This window comes from Acidobacteriota bacterium, assembly GCA_034211275.1.
Lineage (GTDB): Bacteria > Acidobacteriota > Thermoanaerobaculia > Multivoradales > JAHZIX01 > JAGQSE01.
In genome coordinates this window covers 1-23,752 of sequence record JAXHTF010000105.1, presented here as the reverse complement: position 1 = coordinate 23,752, position 23,752 = coordinate 1, and the positions used below count along the sequence as shown (strand labels likewise).

Below are 23,752 nucleotides of genomic sequence, written 5' to 3'. Positions count from 1 at the left end.
CGCGCTCTGGCTCCGCTTCCGACGACAGGTCCTCCACCGGCAGCGCCACCGCCTCGGCGTCCTGCACCACCATGGCGGGCACCGAACCGGAATCCCGGAAGCGCAGGCGTAGGGCCTCGTGGCGGGCCACCACCCGCTGTAGGGCTCCGCGCAGGGCGTCCAGAGCCAGCGGCCCGCGCAATCGCAAACCGGCGGCGACATTGAAGGCATGACCGCTGGGATCCATCTGTCCCATAAGCCAGATCCGGCGCTGCCCCGCGGACAGCTGCAATGGGAGGTCGTCCCGTCGCCGCCGGATCGGGTTCTTGGCCGTGGGCGGGGAGGAGCCCTTGCGCTTCTCGGCGAGTCGCCGGTGCAATAGCTCCAGCTCCTCCGGGCTCAGGTCTCGGAGACTCGGTTCAGGATTCCCCATCGGGCTTTCTCTCTGTCTGGCTGTTTCTCTCTGTCTGGCCTTCGCCCTTCGGCTCACCGTTCTTCGATTCACCGTTCTTCAGATCATCCGGCGTCCGGGACGAGGCGGACGGCCGGATTTCCAGCGCCACGATCTCTTCCGAGTTGCGCAGGTAAAGCCGGCCACCCGCGTAGCTCGGAGGGGTATCGGTGGGTGCTCCCGGGGTGAAGACGGCATCGCTCAGCAGCTCTCCGTAGCCCCGGGAAGAGGCCTCGGCGATGCGCAAGGCCCCCGCGGCCTGGGACAGGATCACCAGTCGGCCGTCGACGGCGATGAGCGAGCCGGCGTAGATGCACACGGACCACAGCCGCCGGCCGTCCTCGCCGTCGATCCACACCAGCAGCTCCTGGTCGAAGCCCGCCAGATCCCCGTCGACGGCCACGGCGTGCAGATTCACCGGCAGCAGAGCCGCGTTGAGGGAGTCGGAGACCCAGGCCAGCTCGGTGCTCCAGCGGCCTCCGGGCCCGTCAGGCGGCGTGACGTCCACGGCCCGCACGTCGTTCCACCCGATGGCCGCGACTCGCCCCTCGAAAAGGATCAGCGGCATGTCGGCGGAATAGGAATCGGGCTGCTCGAAGTCGTGACGCCACAGCAGCTCGCCGCACTCCAAGGAGATACCCTGGAGGGCTCCCAGGCCCTTCTCCACCCCCAACACCAGGACTTGCTCGACCCCCCCCAAGAGCCCTAGCCCAGGGGAGCTGTGGGTGGCCCGGGCCAGGCCACCGGTCTTCCAAACCACCTCTCCGGATTGCTTGGAAAAAGCCACCAGCTGAGCGTCGGGCTGGCCGTTGACCTGGACCACAACGAGGTTTCCGGCCAGCAGCGGGGAGGTCCAACAACCGAGGGGCATGGGACCGGTGGCGAAGTCCTCCACGAGGTCGCGGGACCAGCGCACCGAGCCCGAGGTCGTCTGAAGAGCCAAGAGATGGCAGCCGGGGGAGACCAAGAAGAGGGTTTCACCGTCGGTAGCGGGGGTGGTGGCCGTGCCGTATTCCTGCCCCCCTTCGAAGGCGGGAATGGGAGCCCGCCACCGAGCCTCTCCGGTGCCGGCGTCGAAGGCCCAGGCGTGGGGAAGCCCATCGGCCATGCCGAGGGTCAGGAGGCTGTCACCGGTGACCACCAGGGCCGAAATGCCCTCCGGCGCCGGCCGCCGCCATAGCTCCACGAGCCCGAGGTCCCCGGCCGGGGGCAGTGCGGAGGAAACCGTACCGTTGCGCTGCGGTCCGCCCCACTGCGGCCAGTCCGAGGCGCCGGCCGGTCCGGGGCAGCAGAAGCCCAGGGCGAGGGCCCCGAAGGCACAGGCAGCCAGTGTCCAGACCCAAGGTGCCAATCCGAAGCGGCCGCGAGTTTCTCTCATCTCTCGGCCTCGTCCGCTGGTTGATTCCTATCCTCCGGCGGGTCGCTCTCCTGGTCGTCGTCCGACGGCCCCCGTTCGGCCTCGGTCCCGCCGGAGTCACCGGGCGGCGGCTCGTTGGCGGAGGACACCAGCCGGAGCTGGACCCGCTCCTCGAGATTGCGCAGCAACAGCCTTCCCGAGACCATGACCGGCCCAGTCATGGAGCGAGCTCCCGGATTGAACACCTGCGCCTCCAGGAGCTGGCGATACCTTTCCGGCGTCGCCTCCACCAGATAGAGGCGTCCGGAGCGCTCGCCCAAAACCCACAGCTTGTCCTCTACCAGCAGCACCGTGGCGTGATAGAGCTTGTGCCGCCAGAGCACATCTCCCTGCTGGGGATCGACACACACCAAATAGGTGCCGTTCATGCCGTAAAGATGGCCTTGATGGTAGACCGCAGGACTGTAGGTTCCCTTGAGCACCGGCTTGGCCCACAGCTCCGTGACCTGCCAGCCACCGTCCGCCTTCCCGGTCCTGCGGACGCTGAGCAAGGCTGTTTCGTTCCACGAGCTCACCAACACCCGGTCCTGGGGGATTGCCACCGGGCTTCGCCGCGGCTCCCCCGGCACCTCGTGACTCCACAACACCGCACCGTCCTCAGAGCGCACGGCGAAGACCTTCTCGGAGGTCGCAGCCACGATCTGCTCTTCCCCCGCCAGCTGCATCAGCACCGGGGACGAGTAGCCGTTACCCGGGGCGGGATGAGCGGTCCACAGCGTCTCGCCGGTGCCGGCGGTCAACGCCACCAGGCTCGACGCCTCCTGAGCCCCAGTCTGCACCACCAGCGCCCGCTGGTCGCCGATGTCCACCGGCAGGGGGCTGGAGGCATAGCCCCAATAGGGAGCGGAACCGCCGAAGTCCTTTGCCAGGTCTCGCGTCCACAGGGCCTGACCGTCCTCGGCACCGAAGGCGTAGAGCCGGCCGAAGGGATCGAGCACGACGACCCGCCCATCTTCGAGCACCGGCGTGGCGATGGGGCCATCGTCGGAGCCGTCATGGCCGCGGTAGGTCTCGCCCAGGGGACGACGCCAGATCTCCTTCCCGGTGTCCAGATCGAGGGCCGCGAGGTGATCCCGTTCTCCGTCGCTGAAGGTCAGGAAGCCGCGCCCGCTGGCGACGGCGATCTCCGAATATCCCTTGCCCACGGGATGACGCCAGATCTCCTCCAGCTGCGGATTCGTTGGAACCTCCAGGGGTCCCGGCAGCCGCGCATTGCGCTCCGGCCCCCAGACTCCCGGCCAGGATTGAGCCACCGCCGAGAGCGCCAGCAAGGTGCTCCCCAAAAGCGCGGCGCCCAACGCCGCCGCCCTGCCGGCCCCTGCAATCCGCCCCTTCATCCTGGCGCTCCCGCTACCAGAGGAGTTGCCGGGGGCCCTCCCCAACCTTCCGTCGAGAGCCCCAGCCGCTCCTCGACCCAGCCGTCGTCGTAGACCGTATCCAGGTAGCGCTCGCCCCGATCCGGCAGCACCAGCACACAGCGGGAGTCCGGCGGTAGCTCACGCTGCAAGCGGTCGAAAGCGCTGACCACCGCTCCGGAGGAACCACCGGCGAGAATCCCTTCCCGGCGCACCAGCCACCGGCATGCCTCCACGCATTCCCGGTCGGTGACGTGGACCACTTCGCCGGGCCATTCTTCCGGGCACAAAGGCGGCCTGACGCCGGCACCGATGCCGGGAATCCAACGATCCGTCTTCTCTTGGCCGAAGATCCGGCTGCCCACCGCATCCACCGCGATGATCCGGGTGGCGAATCCGTGATCCCGTATGAAGTCGCAGCAACCCCGCAAGGTGCCACAGGTGCTGGTGGCGACGAATAGGTGGTCCGGCGCTGCGCCCAGCTGCTCCACCACCTCGCGGATGGTAGAGCGGTAGTGCGCTCCGGAGTTGTTCCGGTTGGCGTATTGGTTGGGCCAAAAGCTGTTGGGATGGGTCTTGCAGAGCTCTTCGACCCGCTGAAGTCGCGCTTGCAGCAGCTCACCGGTGACCGGCTCGGGGGTCTTCACCAGCTCGACCTCGGCCCCGTAGACCTCGAGAATCCGGCGGTTGAGGACGGTGGTCTTGACGTCCACCACGCAGATGAATCGCAACCCATAACGGGCACAGGCCTGAGCGAGGCCGATACCCATATTCCCGGAACTGGACTCCACGATCACCGTGTCGTGGTCTATCAGGCCCTCGGCGAAGGCCTCGGCAAGCATTTCCCGCGCCGGACGGTCCTTTGCACTGCCACCGGGATTGAGCCCCTCGAGCTTGGCCCAGACTTGGCCTGGGAAGTCGGAGAAGAGTTGATCGAGGAGCGCTAGAGGAGTATTGCCGACGGCGGACAACACGCCTTCAGGCATGCCTCGAATCCCAAACAGAAAGGTGGTCGGTGAAGAAGGGAGAAGGACGAGAAATCAAATCGACACACATAGAACAACTCCTCAAAACAACCCATCATATTCTCGCAAGTGCGAAACTAGAGAAAGGGAAACCTAGCACGGACACCTCATCCCTCAACCCAGGACTTGTATTCCTATAGACCCTGATCTCCGCTTACTTACTTATCATTATACACTACGTTGAAGCAATTCTGCCACAGATCACTAACGCCTCGCACCCTGGGTCGGAGGCCTTCTACGCCCTCCACGGCCGGTGGGAGAGCGCTCCCCCTCACTCCTCCTCCGCCAGCAGCGCCGCCCGCTCCTCGGGGCTGAGGTTGCGCAGCTCGGCGAGGGCTTCGGCGAGGTCGTCGCTGTCCACATCCTCCGCCTGCTTGGCCACCACCGCTACCGAGAGCTCGGCGACGGTGGGAGCTTCGAAGAGGGTGCGCAGGGGAATCTCTACGTCGAGCTCCTCGCGTAGGCGGGAGATCAGCTGTGTAGCCACCAGGGAGTTGCCGCCGAGGTCGAAGAAGTTGTCGTGGATGCCCAGCTGGTCGCCACCCAACATCTCGGTGAAGAGGTCGAGGAGCTCCTGCTCCAGATCGTTGCGCGGCGCCTCGTAGGGAGCCTGGGAGCGGCGGCGGCCGGGATCGATGGCTACCCCACCTCCCGTGCCCGCCGCAGAGCCGGCGCCGAGAGCCTTGAGATGCTCGTGGACACCGCTGCCGGTGAGACCGGCGGCCTGTTCGCGCACGGCATCCAGATCCCGCACCGAGATCGCCACCTGAGGCTCGTCACGGGCGGCATCGAGGAGGGCTTCGAAGACGCGAGCCCCCTCCGCCGGCAAGATCCCCATGGACGCCGCGGCTTGACTCGGCGGCGAGGATCCTGCCGAAGAGGAAACCGAGCTCGGGGCCCCGGTCTCGGCAGCCCCGGCCTCCGCAGCTCCGGCATTCGCCTGCGAATCGGCCACTGCGGCAAGACTTGCCATCTCTTCCGGGCTCAGCCGGCGCAGGCGGTAGTCCTCGATGCGCAAAACCTCGCGGCCGGCACCGTCGAAGACCTGCACCTCGGCGGAGAGGGTGTCGCCGTCCTCACCGCCGGTGAGCTGGTACAGACTCTCCACTTCCGTCCCCAGGGGCCGCTGGATCCACACGGTGCCATAGCCCAAGGGCAGAAAGGCCCCGTCGGTGAGCACCCGGGCGAGACCGGTGGCGCTGTCCGCCAGCGCCGGGTGCAGGCCGAAGGTGCGCGCCTCACGGTGATAGTCCTCGGACAGCTCCAAGCGGGCCCAACCGCGATCCTCCCCGGTGCGGAGCTCTTGGAGGGCCTCCCGCCAGCGGGGACCGAAGTGCACCTGGGCCATGGCTCGATCCGCCGCCGGGTCGAGGGTGTGGGGCCGTAGCTGGCGGGCTTCCTCCAGATGCGTCACCGCCGCCGGGCCCCCCTTCGGAGCTGCCGGCTGAAAACCGCCGCGACCGCTGGCGTGGAGCTCCCAGCCTTCGCCATCGGCACTGCTCTCGATGCGGAAGGACCACTCCCCCGGCGAACCTCCCAACGCCTCCGAAGCCGCTGGCCGCTCGAGGGTGGTGCGCAGCCGCCGGCGGTCTCCCCGGGGAACCCGGCAGGGAGCGGCGAAGCCGACGTCGTGGAGCACCAGAACCCCATCCCCGGCCTCGCGGCTGAGGGCTGCCCGGGCCATTTCGAGATAGGCGGTTCCCGGGACCAGACCCTGATCCCCCAAACGATGCTCGAGGAGGATCCAATGATCCGCCGGCAGGTCGTGCAGGTAGATCCGCACATTCTCGCCGCTGCCGGCGGGATGGCCCAAGAGGGGGTGGATGGATTCGGCGTCGGAGGCCTCCTCCGGCGGCTGGTTGGAGGCGCCCGCGCCCGAAGAGCCAGCCGCGGAGCCCGTCGGCAGCAGAGCGCTGAGCCGCTCCCCCACTCCCGCCTCCGCCGCCTGTCCTACCTCCAGCCAGGTGTCCCAATTGACCGAGATCACCGGCTCGCCGGCGGCCCGGCGGGAGTGGGCGAAGGCGTCCAGGTAGGCGTTGGCGGCGCAGTGGTCCACCAGGCCCAGAGCGCCGGTGAGGGCGGTGAGGGACGAACAGAGCAGGAGGAAATCCAGGTCGCCGCCAGCGAAGGTGCGGGCCAGAATCTCGGAACCGTCGACCTTGGGAGCCAGCACCGCCGCCGCTTCCTGCCGGTCCTTGAGCTGAATCAGCCCGCCTGGGGGATGGCCGGCGGCATGGACGACGCCGTGGATCGTGCCGAAGCGCTCCCTGACCTTCTCCCGAACCTCCTCCATGGAGGCCTCGTCGGTGACGTCGCCGGAGAGCACCAGCACCTCGGCGCCGGCGGCCTCGAAGTCTCGGAGGCGTCGAGAGACCTCTTCCGACGGCCCGTCGCTCCGTCCCACCAGGACCAACCGGGCCTGCCAGCGGCGCGCTAGATGCTCCGCCAAGGACAGGCCGATGCCCCCCAGACCGCCGACCAGGAGGTAGACGCCGCCGCGGCGGAGCCTGCTCCCCTCTTCGCCCCCATCCTTCTTGGCAGCCGAGTCGTCCGGAGCCTCGTCGTCCGAAATCGGGGCCTCCACGGGCATGAAATCCTCCAGCCACCGATGGCGGCCCCGGAGCGCCGTCACCGCCGGGCTCCGAGCACCGGAGGTACTAGCGGATTCCGAGAGGAGCGGGCCGCCCCACCGCTCGCTCCAGGCCGCGAGCTCGGCGTCGCCCCCGGTGTGCGGAGGCGCCGGCAGATCCACCAGCCCTACGGAGAGCTGCGGGTATTCCTGGGGAATCCCCCGGCAGGTGCCGAGGACCGTGGCCCGCCGCGGAATCAGGATCTCGTCTCCGGTGACGTCGAAGAGGTTGGTGGCAACCACCGTCACGGCGAGCTGGGCCTCGCCGCCGGCGTTGCCCCAGGCCTGAGCCAGGGCCAGGAGACTGTAGAAGCCAAGGCTCTCCTCCTGGGCACCCCCGCGATCCTCCGCGGCGACGCAGCCCAGGTGCAGCAGCAGTGCTGGGAGGCCGTCGCCGGCCCGCAGCTGTTGGAAGAGCTGTTCCCAATCCTCGGCGGCGTCGGGGCGCAGGCAGTAGCCTCCGTCCCCCAGCGACTCGTACTCCTCGCCAGCCTGCACCCGAAGCCAGCCCTCGCTGCCTCCTGGATCATCCATTGCAGCAGCGAGGGCCCGGGCGGAAGGGCTCTCGGCGGGCAGGAAGACCAGGGTCCGGCCCTCCAGCGCGGGCAGCTCGGCCGTGGATCCAGGGACCACCGTCTCTCCTCGGCGCCAGCCGGGCCGATAGAGCCACTGGCCCGGGTCACTGCGCTTGACCAAGCGCTCCTCGATGCCGGCGCTGGCGGCGGCCCGGGAAGAGGTCTCCAGAGGGCGGGCCTCCACCCAATGGCGACGGCGCTGAAAGGCGTAGGTGGGCAGGGGCACCCGGCGGCGCCCTTCGTCGAGATGGAATTGCTCCCAATCCACCGCCGCCCCGGCGAGCCACAGGCGGCCGAGGGCGGTGAGCAGGAAGGCTTGGTCGTCCTGGTCGTCGTAGTGATGCCCCAAGGAGGCCAGGGCGACGCCGGAGGCCTCGCTGTCCTCCCTCAGATTTTGTAGCGCGATGCTTCCCAGGGAGCGGCCCGGTCCCACCTCCAGCAGCACGCGCCGCGGGTCCTGCCACAGCTCCTCGACGCCGTCACCGAAGCGCACGGTGCGGCAGAGATGCTGAGCCCAATATTCCGGATCCGTGGCTTCTTCGTCGGTCATCCAGGTGCCGGAGACGTTGGACAGCAGGGGCACCTGGGGCGGCTGGAGGTGGAGATCCGCCAGCACTCCCCGGAAATCGTCGAGGGCCGCCTCCATCATGGTGGAGTGGAAGGCGTGTTGGGCCGCCAGCCGGCGGCAGGAGATTTCCTCCTGCTCCAGAGCCTGCTGGAAGCTCTGCACCGCCTCCTCGGGCCCGGCGACCACGGTGAAGGCCGGTCCGTTGACCGCCGCCACCGAGAGCTCGCGGCCTTCCGGGGTCGCGCCGAGGCGCTGGCGCACCTGCTCTTCCGGCAGGGTCACCGCCAGCATGGCGCCGGCGGGCAGAGCCTGGACGATGGCCGCCCGGCGAGCCACCAGCCGGAGAGCGTCGGAACGGGAAAAGACCCCCGCCACGCAGGCGGCGGCATACTCGCCGATGCTGTAGCCGAGGAGCGCCGAGGGCTCGACGCCCCAGCTCTGCCACAGCCGCGCCAGCGCCAGCTCCACCACGAAGAGCACCGGGTGCAGGAGCTCGGTGCGGGCGAGCTTCTGCGCCGCCTCCGACTCGTCCGCCTCGCCGCGGCCCCGCACCATGGCCCGGAAATCGAGCCGGCTGGAAGCATCCGTCTCGCCGGCATCGTCGGCGAAGAGCACCTGCCGCAGATCGAGACCGAGGAGCGGCTCCAGCTCCTCGGCGCAGGAGTCCACCTCGGCGCGGAAGACTTCCTCGCTCTGGTAGAGCCCGCGGCCCATGCCGACGTATTGATCGCCAATGCCGGGGAAGAGAAAGGCCACGCAGCGCTCCGCCGCGGCGGGAGCGGTGCCGGAGAAGAGCCGCCGGGGCTCCTCCCCCCGCAGCACCGCCGCCCCGTCCTCGAGGTTCTCCACCACCGCCAGGCGCCGCTGGGGAAAGGGCCGGCGGCCGGCGTGGAGGGTGAAGGCGGCGTCCGCCAGGAGGGCGCCGTCCTGGTCCCCCTTGGAGGAAGCCTGCTCCAGATGAGCTGCCAGACGCTGCGCCCCCTCGTCCAGGGCGCCTTCGTCCTTCGCCGAAAGGGTCAGCAGCTGCCAGCGGCGCCGGGGCGGCAGCGAGGCTTCCGCCGCCGGTGCCTCCTCCACCACCACGTGGGCGTTGGTGCCGCCGACGCCGAAGGAGCTGATGCCGGCGCGGCGGGCCCCCGGGGCCTCCCAGGGCCGCAGCCGATCGTTGACGGCGAAGGGACTGCCCTCGAGGCCGAGGCGAGGGTTGGGCTGCTCATAGTGCAGGCTCGGCGGCAGCTCGCCGTGCTCCAAGGCCAGCACGGTCTTGATCAGGCTGGCGACGCCGGCGGCGGCGTCGAGGTGACCGATATTGGGCTTCACCGAGCCGATGGCGCAGCTACCCACCGGAGCACCCTCGAAGGCCTGCTTGAGGGCGGCAATCTCGATGGGATCCCCCAGCGGCGTGCCGGTGCCGTGGGTCTCGATATAGCTCACGTCCTCCGGCTCCAGCCCCGCCAGGGCCAGGGCCGTGCCCACCACCTCCGCCTGACCGTCGACGCTGGGCGCGGTGTAGTCGAGCTTCAAGGAGCCGTCGTTGTTGGTGGCGAAGCCGCGGATCACCGCGTGCACCGTGTCGCCGTCCGCCAGAGCGTCCTCCAGACGCTTGAGCACCACCACCCCGGCACCGTCGCCGAGCACCGTGCCCCGGGCCTCGGCGTCGAAGGCTCGGCAAACGCCGTCGAGGGCGTAAACCCCCTCCTGATAGAGGTAGCCGGAGCGCGGCGGCGAGGTGATGGAGATGCCCCCCGCCAGGGCCAGGTCGCATTGGTAGCCGAGAAGGCTTTGACAGGCCAGGGAGGTGGCCACCAGAGAGGTGGAGCACGCGGTCTGGACATTCACCGCCGGGCCCTTGAAATCGAGCTTGTAGGCCACCAGGGTGGAGAGGAAATCCTTGTCGTTGCGGATCCGGATCTGCAACGGGCCCACCTTCTGCACCAGCTCCCGATCCGGCACCAGGTTGTGGATCAGGTAGCTGGTGAGGTTGGAGCCGGCGAAGATCCCCGCCGCCCCGGGATAGGCCTTGGGGTCATAGCCGGCATGCTCCAGGGCCTCCCAGCACACTTCCAGGAAGATGCGGTGCTGGGGATCGAGGGTCTCCGCCTCGCGATCGGTGAAGTCGAAGAAGGGAGCATCGAAGAGGTCCGCGCCGTCCACGGCGCCGCGGGCCCGGACGTAGTTGCTCTGAGCCAGCTCCTCCGCCGGCACGCCGGCGGCCAGCAGCTCCTCTTCGCTGAAGTGAGAGATGGAGTCCACGCCCTCGCGCAGGTTGTGCCAGTACTGTCGAGGATCGGCGGCACCGGGGAATCGCAGGCCGTAGCCCACCACCGCCAGGCTGCCCAGGCCCTCGTCGTCGTAGGCCCCCTCTTCGAAGGAGTCCTCCGCGAAGGAGTCGTCTTCGGAGGAATGGGTCAACGGGTCGTCCATGTCGTGCTCGGATCGGTCGCTCATGCTCGGCTCTTTCTTCAGTCTTGCTGCTTCAGGATGGATCAGGACCGCTGGAGGTCTCGGGTTCAGGCTGCTTGGATGTCGTCTCTGCCGGCTTGGCCGGGCGCCGGCGGCGGAGCGCTCGCTTTTGCTGCGCAGTCCGCTGGGCGGCCCGCTGCTGCTGGGCGGCACGGCGCTGCTGGGCGGCACGGCGGTTGGGGCTCTTCTCCGCTCTCCCGGTCCCCGTCCCGGCGCCGGAGTACATGCGCTGGTTGATGGCGAAGAGGTTGTAGAGCACGGTGCCGTCGAGGAGCGGGTCCTGCTCCGTCACCACCTGGAAGCCATGGGCGCCCAAGAGCTCGTGGACTTCCTGCAGCTGGCCGTCCAAATCGTGGACCTCCAGCACCACCTGTCGGATGCGCGGCCAATCCTCCGCCGCCACCCCCCGCAGCACGTCCAGCTCCGCCTTCTGCACGTCCACCTTGAGCAGGTCCACCACCTCGGTGCCCTGCTGGCGGAAGATCTCCGACAGGGGCACCAGGGGGCATTCGAAGGTCTCGCTGGTGAAACGGGCGTCGAGGAATTCCTCGGAGGTGCGGGCCAGGGCATCGACCCCTTCCACACCTTCCTTCGCCTCGTGCTCGAGGATCGCCCGCAGGATCTCCTTCTCCTCGTCCTCGTCGGCGTAGAAGGAGGACATGCCGGAGCTGTAAGGGTAGAAGGTCAGGGAAGCGGTGCCGGGGCGCTCCGAGACGCCGCAGTGGAAGAGCCGGCACCAGCCACCGTGGCGGCCGGTGTTGGTGCGCAGGATCTCGAAGAGGGGCGGCGCCGGTTCGAAGGTGTAGGTGCGGGCGTTGCGGTAGTTGAGGTGGACGAAGAGGGTGAAGAGGCCGATATTGCCGCCGACGTCGTAGACGGTGGCGCCGTCCCGCAGGGTGATGCCGTTGCGCAGGTAGATACGCTTGTCGAAGAGGTCCTCCCAGATGTGCATCGCCTCGGTGCGGCTCTGGCAGGCGATCTCCAGCCCGTTGGGGAGGGTGAGGAAACGTTGGGCTCGAGTCTCGTGGAGAGCCAGATCCGCTCGCGGATCGATGGGCTCGACGGACTTCGCCTCGGTGGCCGGCGGCGGTGGGGTCATGGAGTCCTCCGTCACGGTTTTCTCCGGGGGCCGGTGGGACCAGGCCGTCCGCGGCGTTGCCGCTGGGCGCGGCGCTGGGCCGCCCGCTGCCGCTCCAACGCCTTACGCTGCTCCTGACCCCGCTGAGCGACTTTGCGCCGGGTCACCTCGCGCTGAGCCTCCGCACCACCGGCCCCCCGTGCCAGGTGGGCGGCCAGGGAGTGCACCGTGGGATAACGCATCAGGTCCACCAGGGTGACCTCCTGCCCCAGGGCTTCCCGCAGCCGGGTTTGGGCGGTGACCAGCAGCAGCGAGTTGCCGCCGGTCTCGAAGAAGTTGTCGTGGATTCCCACCGCCGGCAGCTTGAGGGCTTCCTGCCAGACCTCGGCGATGGTGCGCTCCAGGTCGTTGGTGGGAGCCACCATCTCCCGGCGCCGCGGGCCGCCGGCCTCTTCCGGCGCCGGCAGGGCCCGGCGGTCGATCTTGCCGTTGGGGGTCAGGGGCAGGGCGTCGAGGGTGACGAAGCGCGCCGGCACCATGATCTCCGGCAGGCGCTGGGCGAGGTAGGCCCGCAAGGCGTCGGCGCTGATCTCCTCACCGAGCTCCTCAGCGGCTGGCTCCGCCGGACCCACCGATGCTGCCGGGGAGGAACGCCGGAACTCCGGGCGCACGCCGTAGAGCATGTAGACGTTGTCGCCACCGTCCACCGGAATCAGCTCCTCCGATTGCAGCTCGAAGCCGCGGGCGGCGAGATCGTCGGAGACCTGCTCCAACAGCTCCTTGGAGTGAATCTCCAACACCGTCTGGCGGATCAGCGGCCAGTGCTCGTCCTCGATCCCCTCCAGCACCTGCACCTCGCTGCGCTCGACGTCGATCTTCAGCAGGTCGATGGCCTCGACGCCGGTGCGGCGGATCATCTCCGACACGGTTTCGATCTGGCAGGAGAAGGTCTCGCTGCGCAGATATTCGTCCACCAGAGCGTCCAACGCCTCTCCCTCCGGCTTGCCTCCGGTCAGCTCGGACTCGGGAAGCTGGCCGAACCAGGTCTCGAGGATGGAGCGGGTGGTTTCCGCATCCTCCTCCGGGAAGCGGCCACTGAGCCCTGCCATCTGGGGATAGAAGGTGAATTCCGCCTGCTGCCGCGCCTCCCCCACGCCGCATTGGAAGACCTGCGCACCGAGGCCGTAGAGCTCGACGTTGGTGCGCAGGACCTCGCAGGTGGGAGGAATGGGCTCGAAGCAGAAGACCTTGGGGTCGCGGCAGCGCTGGTGCACGAAGAGGGTGAAGAGGCCGATGTTGGCACCGATGTCGAAGACGCAAGCGCCGTCCTCCAGCGTCACCCCGTGGCGCAGATAGATCTGGTCGGTGAAGATCTCCTGCACCAGCCCCTGGGTGTTGGCGCTGCCGATCTGGGCCACCGGCAGGCCGCCGGGGAGCTCGAAGTGCTCCCGATCCGCCAGCAGCCGCCGGCGGCGCTCCTCCGGTGGCGGTGTCAGGCGCCGCTCCCGGGCCGGGACAATGTAGGCCACCAGCCGCTCATCTCCCGCCAGCTCCCCCTCTGCCAGCTGCCGCACCACCACCGCCGCCGCCCGCACGCCGGGATGCTCCGCCAACCGGGCCTCGATCTCCCCCAGCTCCACCCGGTGGCCCCGCAGCTTGATCTGCTGGTCGTTGCGGCCGAGGAATTCGAGCACGCCGCCGGGGCGGTACCGGGCCAGGTCGCCGGTGCGGTAGAGACGTCCGCCGGGGCGCCGGGCGGTGACGTCGGGGACGAAGCGTTCCGCGGTGCGGCCGGGCTGGCCGTGGTAGCCCCGCACCACGCCCAGACCGCCGATGTAGAGCTCCCCGGGCTGTCCCTGGGGCACCGGCTGCAGCTCCCGATCGAGGAGCAGGATCTCGGTGTTGAGCAACGGTCCGCCGATGGCCATGGAGGAAGCCTCGGCGCCCAGGTCCGCGGCGCTCAGCCGGTGGGCGGAGGACCAGATGGTGGTCTCGGTAGGGCCATAGACGTTGATCAGGGCTCCTTCGGTTAGTGCACTGGCCCGAAGCTCGTCCTCGGCGCTACCCGGATCCCCCGCCAGCGCCGCCGCCAGATCCCGCGCCAGGGGCACCGGCAGCGCCTCGCCCCCCACCAGCAGCTGGCGCAGCCCCGCCAGGGCCTCCGGGCCGTCGGGATCCAGCAGCAGGGCGCGGGCCTGGGAAGGGGTGCATTGGAGGTGGCTGACGCCGTAGCGCCGCAGGCTCTCCGGTAGGCTCGCCGGCACCGCCGTCGCCGAGGCTTGCTCCGCCGCCGCCGGCAGGCTGCGCCGGCGCACCAGGTCGAGGAGCTCGAGGCTCGCCATCACCCCATCCCGGTCCACTCCGAAATCCACCAGGCACCCGATCTCATCGATGCCCAGATCCTTCAGCCGATCCACCATGTCCAGGCATTGGGCCGGGGTGCCGAAGAGGCCGCTGGTCTCGAAATAGCGGTCAAAGGCACGGTCCAGCAGCCGGGCCATATCCTCCTCCGTCATAGCCTCCAGGTCCTGCCCCGGGGCCAGGCTCCGCATCAGCCCGAAGGAGGTCTTCAAGTAGGCTTTGAAGGGCTCGCGGACGGTCTCCCGCACCGCCTCCGCCCGCTGGCCGACGTAGGTGTGGAGCATGAGGCTGACATAGCCGTCCGAGCTCCGCCCGTCCTCCAGCTCCAGAGGAGGATGGCCCGCCTCGCGCCAGGCCTGGCGGTAGATGGCCAGCTTCTCCTCCAGCTGCTCGTAGCTCTGGCCCAGCAGGTGGGTGAGCACCCGCGCTCCCAGACGGCCAGCGGCGCGGAAGGTTTCCGGGCTGCCGGCGGCGGTGACCCAGATGGGGATCTCCGGCTGCAGGGGCGCCGGCAGGATGCGCACCGTCGCCTCTTCGCCGGCACCGTTGGTCCAGGTCAGGGCCTCGCCGCGCCATAGCTGGCGCAGCTGCTCCAGCTTCTCCTCCAGCACCTGCTTGCGATTCTCGAAGGCCTCCGGCTGGAAAATGAAGTCGTCGGGATGCCAGCCGGAGGCCACCGACAGCCCCACCCGGCCACCGCTGAGGTTGTCCACCACCGACCACTCCTCCGCCACCCGCACCGGGTGATGGAGAGGCAACACCACGCTGCCGGCGCGAATCCCCACCCGCTCGGTGATGGCGGCGAGAGCGGCGCCGGTGACCGACGGGTTGGGATAGAGCCCGCCGAAGGCGTGGAAATGACGCTCCGGCGTCCACACCGAGGAGAAACCCCGTCGGTCGGCGAAGCGGGCGGCGTCGAGAAGCAGGCGATAGCGCTCCCCGGGCTCGCCCTCGGTGCTGTCGGCGGAGAAGAAGAAGAGGCCGAAGTCCATGCCCCGGTCGCTGCGCCGAGTGGCGAGGCGGGCCTCCAACGATTGCCCCGCGGTGGGCTGCACCACCACCCGGTAGCCGCGGGTGAGGGTCCAGAGCAGCTCCAGCACCGAAATGTCGAAGGAAATACTGGTCACCGCCAGCCAGGTCCCCGGCTCCCCGCCAGTAGACTCCGCTGGCTCCAGGTGCCGGTCCATGGCGGCGAAGAAATTGGCCACCGTCCCGTGGGGCACCAGGGTCCCCTTGGGCAGCCCCGTAGAGCCGGAAGTGTAGATGATGTAGGCGAGGCGCGACGCCGGATCCGCGCCGCGTTCCCCGCCGCCGGGTTCCGTGCCGCGGGCTTCTTCGTCGGCCGCCGCCGGAGAAGCGGATGGTTCTCCGAGGTCCAACCCTTCCGGCAGCTCCAAGATCTCGAGCCCTGGGCTCCGGAAGCGCGGAGCGTGGCGCGGCTCGGTGAGCAGGAGGCGGGCACCGGAGTCCTGCAGCATGTAGCGCAGCCGCTCCTCGGGATAGGTCGGGTCGAGGGGCAGGTAGGCGGCGCCGGTCTTGAGGATGGCCAGCAGCGCCACCACCAGCCCGGCGGAGCGCTCGGCACACAGGGCCACCTTGTCCTCTACCTTCACCCCCCGCTGGCGCAGGAGCGCTGCCAGCTGGTCCGAGCGCTCGTCCACCTGACCGTAAGTGAGCTCCTGATCGGCGAAGAGCAGTGCCGGCCGCTGAGGGGTGCACCGGGCCTGCCGGCGGAACATCTCGTGCACCAGGAGCGGCTCCGGAACCTCACCGGCGGTATCGTTCCAGCGCTCTACCAGCTGCTGCCGCTCCGCCGCCGTGAGCAGCGGCAGCCGTGACGCCGCCATCCCCGGCTCCGCCAGCGCCGCCCGGGTCAGAACTCCCAGCTGCCGCGCCAGGCGCTCGCCGGTGGCGGCGTCGAAGAGATCCCCATTGAGCTGCAACGAGCCCACCACCGCAGCCTCCCCGCCGTCCCTCGCTGGCGCGACGGTGAAGCTGAGGTCGAAGGGTACCGGCCGCCCCGGCAAGGCCACGGATTCGAGCTCCAGGTCCGCCCAGGACATCTTCTGCCCACCCTCGCCGACAGCAAAGCCGGCCAGCTCCGCCGGCTCCCCGGGGGCCGCCTGCTGGTAGCTGAAGAGCACCTGGAAGACCGGCGAACGGCTGGCGTCCCGGGTCGGCTGTAGCTCCTCCGCCAGCTGGGGAAAGGGATAGTGGCGATGGGCCAAATCCTGGTGCACCGCCTCCCGCTGGCGCTCCAGCAGCTGGCCGAAGGTGGTTCCCCGGCGGATGTTGGCGCGCACCACCACCGGATTGACGAAATAGCCCAAGACCTCGGCGAAGGCCCGCGTCGGCCGGCCGAGGGTGGGCATGCCGGTGAGCACGTCGCGCTGCCCCGAGAGCCGCGCGAGCCAGAGCTGGAAGAGGGTGAGCAAGACCGTGGAGACGGTGGTCTGGCGCTCCTCCGCCAGGCGCTCCAGCTGCTCTACCCAAGCGCCCTGCCAGCGCACGGCGTGGGAGCGCCCCCGGTAGCCCTGCACTGGCGGCCGGGGACGGTCCGTGGGCAACTCCAGCGGCGGCGGCAGCACGGGGAGCGAGCTCGCCGCCTCAGCGGAATCCAGGCTCAGCCGACGATGCCAATAGGCCCGATCCCGGGCCGCCGCCTCGCTGGCGAGGTAATTCTGCTGAGCTGCGACGAAGTCGAAGTAGGCGGCCTCCGGTGAAGAAGCTTCCAGCGCGTCTCCGGATTGAGCCCGGCGATAGAGCGTTTCCAGCTGCCGGAGCATCAAGGCCAGGGAGCGGAAGTCCGAGATCAGGTGGTGCACCGCCAGCACCAGAAAGCTCTCTTCGGAAGCGCTCGTGGAGTCTCTCCCCTCGATCACCCCTTCTCCTTCGATCACCGTGGCCCGCACCAGCGGTCCCGTTTCCAGATCGAAGGGGCGGAAGGCCTCCGCTTCGAGGAGCTCCAGCAACGCCTCCGGCGAGCCCTCGCCGACCTCCAGCCGACGCACTTCCGGCACCAGCCGTGGGAGCACTCGCTGCACCGGATCGCCGGAGCCCGGAGCAAAGGTGGTCCGCAGAACCTCGTGGGCGTCCGTCAAAGCCTCCAGGGCGCGGCCGAAGGCGTCCCCGTTCAGCCTTCCTCGCACCCGGGCGGCGGCGGCGATGTTGTAGACCGCCGCCTCCGGCGCCAGCCGTTCGAGGAACCACAGGGCCCGCTGTCCGATGGATAGAGGAAAGGTGTCGGGGCGCTGAGCCGGTGCATCTTCCAGCGTCCACACGGAGGCACCTTCTCCGCTCTCCAACACCGCTTGAATCGAGCGGGCGAGGCGCTCCAGGGAGGCTCCTTCGAGCAGATCCGCCAGATCCAGATGAGCTCCCAACCGCTGCTCTACCCGCTGCTGTAGCTCCACCGCCGCCAGAGAGTCGAGGCCCAGGTCGGTGAGGGGCCGGTGCTCCGAAAGAGAATGGGCCGCCGGCCCCAGAGAACGCGCCAGAAGAGAGCGCAGCAGCTCGACGACGGCACCGGAGCGCTCCTCCGCCGGCAGCGCCAGCAGCTCTTTGCGGCCCAGCTCTGCGGTCTCCGGGGCGCCCCCGATGGAGGCAACAGCCCCCCCTTCTCCCCTCTCCGCCGGCACCTCCGGCTGGGCCTCAGGCTCCCTCTCGTCCCCGCTGCGGGCGATGATCTTGAGCTCGCCCTGCAGATACGCCTGGCGCATCGCTCGCCGCCGCACCTTGCCACTGGAGGTCTTGAGCAGGCTGCCGGTGGCGATGAGCACGACCTCCCGTACCCGCGCCTCGAGCTCCTGAGCCACAGCGCGGCGGGCAGCGTCCATCACCTCCGGTAGCGGATCCCGGGGGTGGCGGACCACCTCGTGCACCAACACCAGACCCTCTTCCATGAGGCCGTCTTCCATGGAACCCCCGCCCATGGAGCCCACCACCTCCACGGAAAAAGCGGCTCCGCCGCCGGGGCGCAGATCGCCATGGGCGGCCTCGGCGATGCGCTCCACGTCCTGGGGATAGAGATTGCGGCCGCGTAGGATGATCAAATCCTTGAGCCGCCCGGTGACGAAGAGCTGGGCCTCGCTGGAGCTATTGGGATCGAGGAAGCCCAGGTCTCCGGTGCGCAGAAACGACAGGCTGGAGGGTTCATCAGCGCCCTCCAGCTCGGCATCGAAGATCTCCCGGCTCAGCTCCGGTCGCCGCCAGTAGCCGTCGGCGACGCTCTCCCCGGCGAGCCAGATCTCCCCCACCGAGCCCAACGGCAACGGCCGGCGAGTCTCGGGATCGACGATGCGCAGCTCCTGCTCGGACCACGGGCCGCCACAGGGCACCAGCCGTGCGGTCGCCTCGCCCTCCTCCGCCGCCCTGGCCTGGCCCCGGGTACCCAACGTTTCGCCGGCCTGCTCCAATGCCCGGGCGGAGTAGCTCTCGACCTCCGGCGCCTTGCCGACGGCGCCGCCGGCGACGAAGAGGGTGGCTTCCGCCAGGCCGTAGCAGGGATAGAAGGCCTGGCGCCGGAAACCGCAGCCGCCAAAGGCCTCGGTGAAGCGCTCCAGGGTCGCAGCGCGCACCGGCTCGGCGCCGTTGAAGGCCACCCGCCAGCTGCTGAGGTCCAGATCGGAACGTTCCTCCGCGCTGACCTTGTCGACGCACAGCTGGTAGGCGAAGTCCGGCCCGCCGCTGGTGGTGGCACGGTAGCAGTGAATCGCCTCCAGCCACCGCCGGGGGCGCTGCAGGAAGGCCACCGGCGGCAGCAGGACGCAGGTGGCACCGGCGTAGAGGGGTTGCAGAACGGTGCCGATGAGCCCCATGTCGTGGTAGAGGGGCAGCCAGCTCACCACCACCGAGTCCTCGCTCATGGCGAAGGCCCGGTGGATCATCTCTTGATTGTGCAGCAGATTGCGGTGGGTCACCCGTACGCCCTTGGGAGTAGCGGTGGAGCCGGAGGTGTACTGGAGGAAGGCGAGATCCTCCCCAGCGATGGCGGGAAGCGAGACCGCTCCGCCGGGATCCTCCACCGCCAACTCCTCCGTCGCGAGCCACCGGGCGCTCGCCAGCTCCGGCGGCACGCCCCAGGAGCGGCTGCGGGCGAGCAACGCCGCGTCGGTGAGCACCAACCGGCATTGGGCATCCGCCGCCACCGCCCGCAGAGTCCCCACCCGCCGCCGGTTCCGCGGTGGATAGGCCGGCACCGCCACTACGCCGCTGAGCAGGCAGGCAAAGAAGGCGACGACGAAGTCCAATCCCGGTGGGTATTGGAGCAGAGCCCGCTCCCCCGGCGGCACCTCGGCCGACAACCGGGCCGCCAGGGTCCGCGCACGGTGATCGAGCTCGGCGTAGGTCAGGGATTCGGACTCGCTCTCGCCATCGGCGAGAAAGCGGAAGGCCACGCGGTCCGGCTGCTCCTGCGCCCGTTGATGGAGGACGTCGCCAATACCGTCTACTGAGCTCACACCGCCCCCGACCGGCGAACCTGCCTTCGGATCCTCATCTGCGCGCGTTCTCCCATCGCCGGGCCTACCCGACATCAATCCATCGAAAACAAAAAAGCTCTTGACCGCTCCCGTCGCCTATGACGTGCCCATGTCTGTCGTATACGGGACATCGAGCCACGGGTTCGCCGAGAAGCCGAGATCACGCTAATCATCTGAATGAAGAATACGCTGACGCGTGTTTCGATTCCTGCTAAGGTAAACCAAATCAGCTACGACGACACCCTGAGCACCGCAGATCACAATCCGACACCGGGTGCTCATCTGAGGTGCACGTCTGAAAAAATCCGCCTTCACCCCCGGGTCGGCCAGACCCTCCGCCTTGCCGAAGGCTGAACACGCGATGATGCAAGCCAAAGAATGCCCCAGCCCGAGATCTCCTCTTCTCGGGGCACGCCTGCACAGGATGACGGCCGGATACGGCTCCAAGACCGCGCTGCACCAAGTCTGCCTACGTTTCCCCAACACCCGCGTAACGGCGCTCCTGGGCCCCGGTGGAAGCGGCAAGTCCACCACCCTCAGAATTCTGGAAGGCCAGACCTCTGACGACCTCTGGTGGCAAGGCGAGCGGCGTGTCGACTGTTCCACGACGGTGTTTCAGACCCAGTTGCCCCGCAACCCCTTCGAGGTCAAGCAGGTCCGGCAGGAGCTAGCCGACCGCAGCTGGTCCGGTACGGTGGAAGAGGTGTGGGGGACGATTCCCGAAGCCGCGGAAGCGGTGACCCGGATCCTCGACTCTCGGCCGGAGGATTGGAGCCTCTGGCATTTGCAGCTCCTGCGCCTCACCGTGACCGCCCACGCTTCAGCGGATCTCTACCTGATCGACGAGCCGGAGGTGGAGATGCCCTTCTCCGCCCTCCCCTGGCTGACCCTCCAGCTCCGCCGGCTCGCCCGCCGGGCATTGGTGGTCATGGTCACTCACAACCTCTGCTTTGCCCGTCAGGCGGCCCATGAGGTGATTCTGCTGGCGGACGGCCACGTGCTCCAATACGGTGAGACCGAGAGCCTCTTCGAACACCCCTCTTCACCGCGCATCGAGCAATTCCTCCAGCTCGGTGGCTGAGCGCAACAGTGGAAGCTTTCAACTGGATGATCCAACCCATCCTGGCCGGGGCGGCCCGGCCGGGATTGATGGGTGAGCTGGCTCAGGACCTGGAGTTCCTCCAGAAGGTGGGGATCGAGATCGTCGTGAGCCTCACCGCCGAACCCTTGGATTTGCCAACCGATAGCGGTTTTCAGCTGATCCATTTCCCCATTCCGGACATGGGTATCGCCACTCCCCGGGCTGTCGCGGGACTGTGCGAGCGTCTGGTGCCCGCCATGGTCGAGGGCCGGCCAGTGCTTCTGCACTGCCGCGCCGGCCTCGGGCGCACGGGAACCGTCGGCGCCTGCTGCCTGGTGTCCCTGGGCCTGGATGCTGGGGATGCCATCCTGCACCTACGGACCCAATCCCGCTTCTACATCCAGACCACCAGCCAACAACACATGGTCAAGCACTACGCCGACCATCTCCGAACCGTTGCCGACCAGGACGAGCTTCCCCCCTCCTTCCGCCGGCCCGCTTCCGATCGCCCCGCGGACCTGATCCAGCGGTTCCAGTCCTGACAGTCCCAGGCAGGACTCTCGCCGGGCTGCTAGCACCCGGCCGTAGCACCGCCTCGCTCTTCAATCAGAGAAATTCTGTCAATTGATAACGCGTTCCGAGAAAAGCTTATCGAACTATCCACCTCGGCCCTGAGCTTTTCTGTTTCTATAAGAAAAAATACCTGGTAAGATTTTCCAGCGTTTATTGCATGTCAAAAATAAATAGAGGGTCTGCGGGCAAGGCGTCCGGAGACTCAGTTCTTGCATGAAGGAAAGGGAAGCCCATGAGCGTAGAGGAAACAATCCGCCAGTCGATGTCAGAGATCCCCAAGGTCGTCGCTACAGGGATGGTGGACATGGGCAGTGGATTGATGCTGGCCATCAAGACCATCGACAGCCATCCCCAATCGGTGTTGGATCTGCTGGCGCCGGCGACCAAGGAGATGTTCGAAGGGGAGATGGTCCTGACCATCGAGGACCTGTTCAAACAGGCCCGAGGCGTCCAGAGCAACCAGCACTACTTCCAGGAGATTCTCATCTCCTCGACCCATCTCTGGCACTACTTCGGACGCTTGAAGAGCGATCCCCAAGTGGTTCTCTGCGCCGTTTGCCGCGGCGATGTCAACCTCGGCCTGCTGGTGATGAAGGCTCGTCAGATCGCCGACAGCGCGACAGTCTGATAGCCGCCACACCGAGGCCGGATTCACCCGCCGCCTCCCCTCTCGGGCGGGGGAACGGGATCGTCTGTCCAGGGCTTCCCGATTCGCCTGCGGGAATTCTCCCTTTACAGAAGTAGCTTTCTAACGAATCGGATTCTCCAGGCCCCTCCTCCCGCCGACCTGGACATCCCTTCACACCGTCCTGGCGACCCATTAAGCTCTATTCGGCAGGTATTTAGGCTTTTACTACTCAATCTTTTCTTGGGGTTGGGAGGGCGGTATTTTTCAACTGACCCTATAACGCCTTCCCTTAAACAAATATAACGCAAAAATAGATTCCAACTCTTGCACGGGGGGAATGACTCTGCTAATTTCTGCCAGCTATCTTCTTGTCCTAATTCTTCTAGCTGTAGCTGCATTCGTGGGTAGGGGCACCGAGCGGGCCATTCCAGCCGCAGGTTGAGTCTGCCCTCTAGAAATAGACCTTTGTTCTAACAACAGATTCAGGAGGACTCATGAGCGCAGAAGAAACGATGCGAGTAGCGATGGCGGACGTCCCGAAAGCGCTGGCGGCGGGCTTGGTCGACATGGGCAGCGGGATGATGCTGGCCATCAAGACCGTCGACAGCCACCCCCAGTCGGTTCTCGACATCTTGGCTCCCGCGACCAAAGAAATGTTCGAGGGGGATATGGTCATCGAGATCGAGAACCTGTTCAAGCAGGCCCGCGGTGTCGAATCCGACGAACGCTACTTCAAGGAAATCCTCATCTCCTCCACCCATCTTTGGCATTACTTCGGACGCCTCAAGAGCAACAGCCAGGTGGTCCTGGCCGTGGTGACCCGAGGCGATGTCAATCTCGGCCTCTTCGTCATGAAGGCGCGGCAGATCATCGACACCGCAACGGTCTGATCTATCTCAGCCAGCTCGGAGATCGACTTTGGTCCTCAACGACGCCTATCGACAGCGCCTCGGGCGCCTCCTGCTCCAGGCCCGAACGATCCAGCTCTCAAAGTACGAGCAAAGCGGCGAAGACACGCTGCGCTCGACGCTCTTTCCGGAAGTTCGCAGCCTGCTCCAAGAGGGCTTCCAGACGATCCAGGAGCTCGAGGAAGAGTTAGGCCACGTCTCGCCGGAGCACCTTCGGGAGAGCGATGCTTTCGCAGGGTCGGGAGTGTCCTCTCCTCAGGAAAACCTGGCGGACCTCTGCTTCATCGCCCTGGCGGAGCTGCGCCCGCACCGTCTGCAGATGGAGAAGCCTGCGGATTGCGGCTCCACCTGGACCTGCCTGGCGCGGGCGGAGCGCATGGTCCACTCGTTGGTCCACGCCCTCACCGCCATCGAATCGGAGCTGGCGATCCTCGCCGGTGTGCCCGCGACGACGCAGGGTCTCATCGGCGTCCACCAATCCCTCGGGCTTCGGCAGGCCTGCGCCAAGTTCCGTCACCATGTTCGCCAGGCTCAGAGCCTCAACCCCAACGATCTGACACTGCAGCTGCGATCCATCGGCACCGCCATCGTCCGGCTCCAGGGGCGGCAAGAGTTCAACTACCTCCGGGTCACCGACCGCTTGATGACCGCCCACCTCCGGGATCGCATCCTGCAATGGCTGCGCAACTTTCCGAAGGATGAGACCCAAGGGAGCCGGCTGATCGACGAGACTCTGGTCTTCACCAGCCTCCTGGAGCAGGTCAATCAGCGGCAGGAGGTCGTCGAGGCTGACCTGCAGGAACTGGAGGCGGTGGCCGCCCTGCTCGCGGGGGAAGAGCCGTTCTCTCCTCTCCCGGCGGCCGCTCAGACTCGACTCCAAAGCCTCCTCGGCCGATCGGATGCCCTCGACGATCTGGTGATCGGTAGAGGGACTGCCTCTTCCGTGCTGTCGGTGGTGCGGGAGGTGCTCCAATCCCTGCACGCCGATTCCGCTAGCAGGAATCGCCCCAACAGGTCGACGCCCTCTCGCAGCGCCAGCGCAGCCGAGGCCCGTCGCTCGTGAAGGCCAGCGAATCTGCGGAGCCGGCGTGAGGGGAAAGGCACGCCGGCGCCTGTCTCGTCGGCGTGACCGCCGGCTATGGCTCCCAGACCGTGTTCACCGACCTCTGCCTCGAGCTCCC

General features: G+C 67.9%; 12 protein-coding genes. 5 read left to right on the top strand and 7 right to left on the bottom strand.

The annotated features are described in order from the left end of the window. The 7 genes from SX243_15870 to SX243_15840 form a co-directional block, all read right to left on the bottom strand. Positions 1 to 412, bottom strand: a 412-nt coding sequence (locus SX243_15870; protein MDY7094449.1) for a condensation domain-containing protein, incomplete at its 3' end; no start/stop codon positions are given. Further along, entirely contained in the window at positions 399 to 1,808 is a 1,410-nt protein-coding gene (locus SX243_15865; GenBank protein ID MDY7094448.1) for a PQQ-binding-like beta-propeller repeat protein, read from the bottom strand. The genes SX243_15870 and SX243_15865, both read right to left, overlap by 14 nt. After that, positions 1,805 to 3,184, bottom strand: a complete 1,380-nt coding sequence (locus SX243_15860) for a PQQ-binding-like beta-propeller repeat protein (GenBank protein ID MDY7094447.1) — start codon at positions 3,182 to 3,184, stop codon at positions 1,805 to 1,807. The genes SX243_15865 and SX243_15860 overlap by 4 nt, the downstream gene beginning before the upstream one ends. After that, positions 3,181 to 4,188 (bottom strand): 2,3-diaminopropionate biosynthesis protein SbnA, encoded by a 1,008-nt coding sequence (gene sbnA, locus SX243_15855; protein MDY7094446.1) that lies wholly within the window; start codon positions 4,186 to 4,188, stop codon positions 3,181 to 3,183. Before sbnA ends, SX243_15860 begins: the two co-directional genes overlap by 4 nt. Positions 4,189 to 4,498: 310 nt before the next feature. Then, entirely contained in the window at positions 4,499 to 10,447 is a 5,949-nt protein-coding gene (locus SX243_15850; protein ID MDY7094445.1) for an SDR family NAD(P)-dependent oxidoreductase, read from the bottom strand. 28 nt (positions 10,448 to 10,475) lie between these two features. Continuing rightward, positions 10,476 to 11,576: an FkbM family methyltransferase gene (locus tag SX243_15845; protein ID MDY7094444.1), complete on the bottom strand. Its 1,101-nt coding sequence runs from the start codon at positions 11,574 to 11,576 to the stop codon at positions 10,476 to 10,478. Further along, entirely contained in the window at positions 11,573 to 19,360 is a 7,788-nt protein-coding gene (locus SX243_15840) for a MupA/Atu3671 family FMN-dependent luciferase-like monooxygenase (GenBank protein ID MDY7094443.1), read from the bottom strand. Before SX243_15840 ends, SX243_15845 begins: the two co-directional genes overlap by 4 nt. A 445-nt stretch (positions 19,361 to 19,805) precedes the next feature. On the opposite strand from SX243_15840, the gene SX243_15835 reads away from it, so the two are divergent. The 5 genes from SX243_15835 (at position 19,806) to SX243_15815 (ending at position 23,634) form a co-directional block, all read left to right on the top strand. Beyond that, positions 19,806 to 20,462 carry an ATP-binding cassette domain-containing protein gene (locus tag SX243_15835; protein MDY7094442.1) on the top strand — a complete coding sequence of 219 codons (657 nt, stop codon included), beginning with the start codon at positions 19,806 to 19,808 and terminating at the stop codon, positions 20,460 to 20,462. A gap of 26 nt (positions 20,463 to 20,488) precedes the next feature. Beyond that, the gene (locus SX243_15830; GenBank protein ID MDY7094441.1) at positions 20,489 to 21,004 is read left to right on the top strand and encodes a tyrosine-protein phosphatase; all 516 of its coding nucleotides are present in this window, start codon (positions 20,489 to 20,491) and stop codon (positions 21,002 to 21,004) included. A 263-nt stretch (positions 21,005 to 21,267) separates the two neighbouring features. Beyond that, a complete protein-coding gene (locus SX243_15825) occupies positions 21,268 to 21,663 on the top strand; it encodes a hypothetical protein (GenBank protein ID MDY7094440.1) in 396 nt (131 codons plus the stop codon). 494 nt (positions 21,664 to 22,157) lie between these two features. Continuing rightward, entirely contained in the window at positions 22,158 to 22,553 is a 396-nt protein-coding gene (locus SX243_15820; GenBank protein ID MDY7094439.1) for a hypothetical protein, read from the top strand. 28 nt (positions 22,554 to 22,581) lie between these two features. After that, positions 22,582 to 23,634 (top strand): hypothetical protein, encoded by a 1,053-nt coding sequence (locus SX243_15815; GenBank protein ID MDY7094438.1) that lies wholly within the window; start codon positions 22,582 to 22,584, stop codon positions 23,632 to 23,634. Positions 23,635 to 23,752 lie beyond the last annotated feature (118 nt).

Excerpts from the sequence above, each read along its gene's own strand:
- SX243_15865 (MDY7094448.1), bottom strand. The coding sequence starts at position 1,808 with ATGAGAGAAACTCGCGGCCGCTTCGGATTGGCACCTTGGGTCTGGACA.
- SX243_15860 (MDY7094447.1), bottom strand. The coding sequence starts at position 3,184 with ATGAAGGGGCGGATTGCAGGGGCCGGCAGGGCGGCGGCGTTGGGCGCC.
- sbnA (MDY7094446.1), bottom strand. The coding sequence starts at position 4,188 with ATGCCTGAAGGCGTGTTGTCCGCCGTCGGCAATACTCCTCTAGCGCTC.
- SX243_15850 (MDY7094445.1), bottom strand. The coding sequence starts at position 10,447 with ATGAGCGACCGATCCGAGCACGACATGGACGACCCGTTGACCCATTCC.
- SX243_15835 (MDY7094442.1), top strand. The coding sequence starts at position 19,806 with ATGACGGCCGGATACGGCTCCAAGACCGCGCTGCACCAAGTCTGCCTA.
- SX243_15830 (MDY7094441.1), top strand. The coding sequence starts at position 20,489 with ATGATCCAACCCATCCTGGCCGGGGCGGCCCGGCCGGGATTGATGGGT.
- SX243_15825 (MDY7094440.1), top strand. The coding sequence starts at position 21,268 with ATGAGCGTAGAGGAAACAATCCGCCAGTCGATGTCAGAGATCCCCAAG.
- SX243_15820 (MDY7094439.1), top strand. The coding sequence starts at position 22,158 with ATGAGCGCAGAAGAAACGATGCGAGTAGCGATGGCGGACGTCCCGAAA.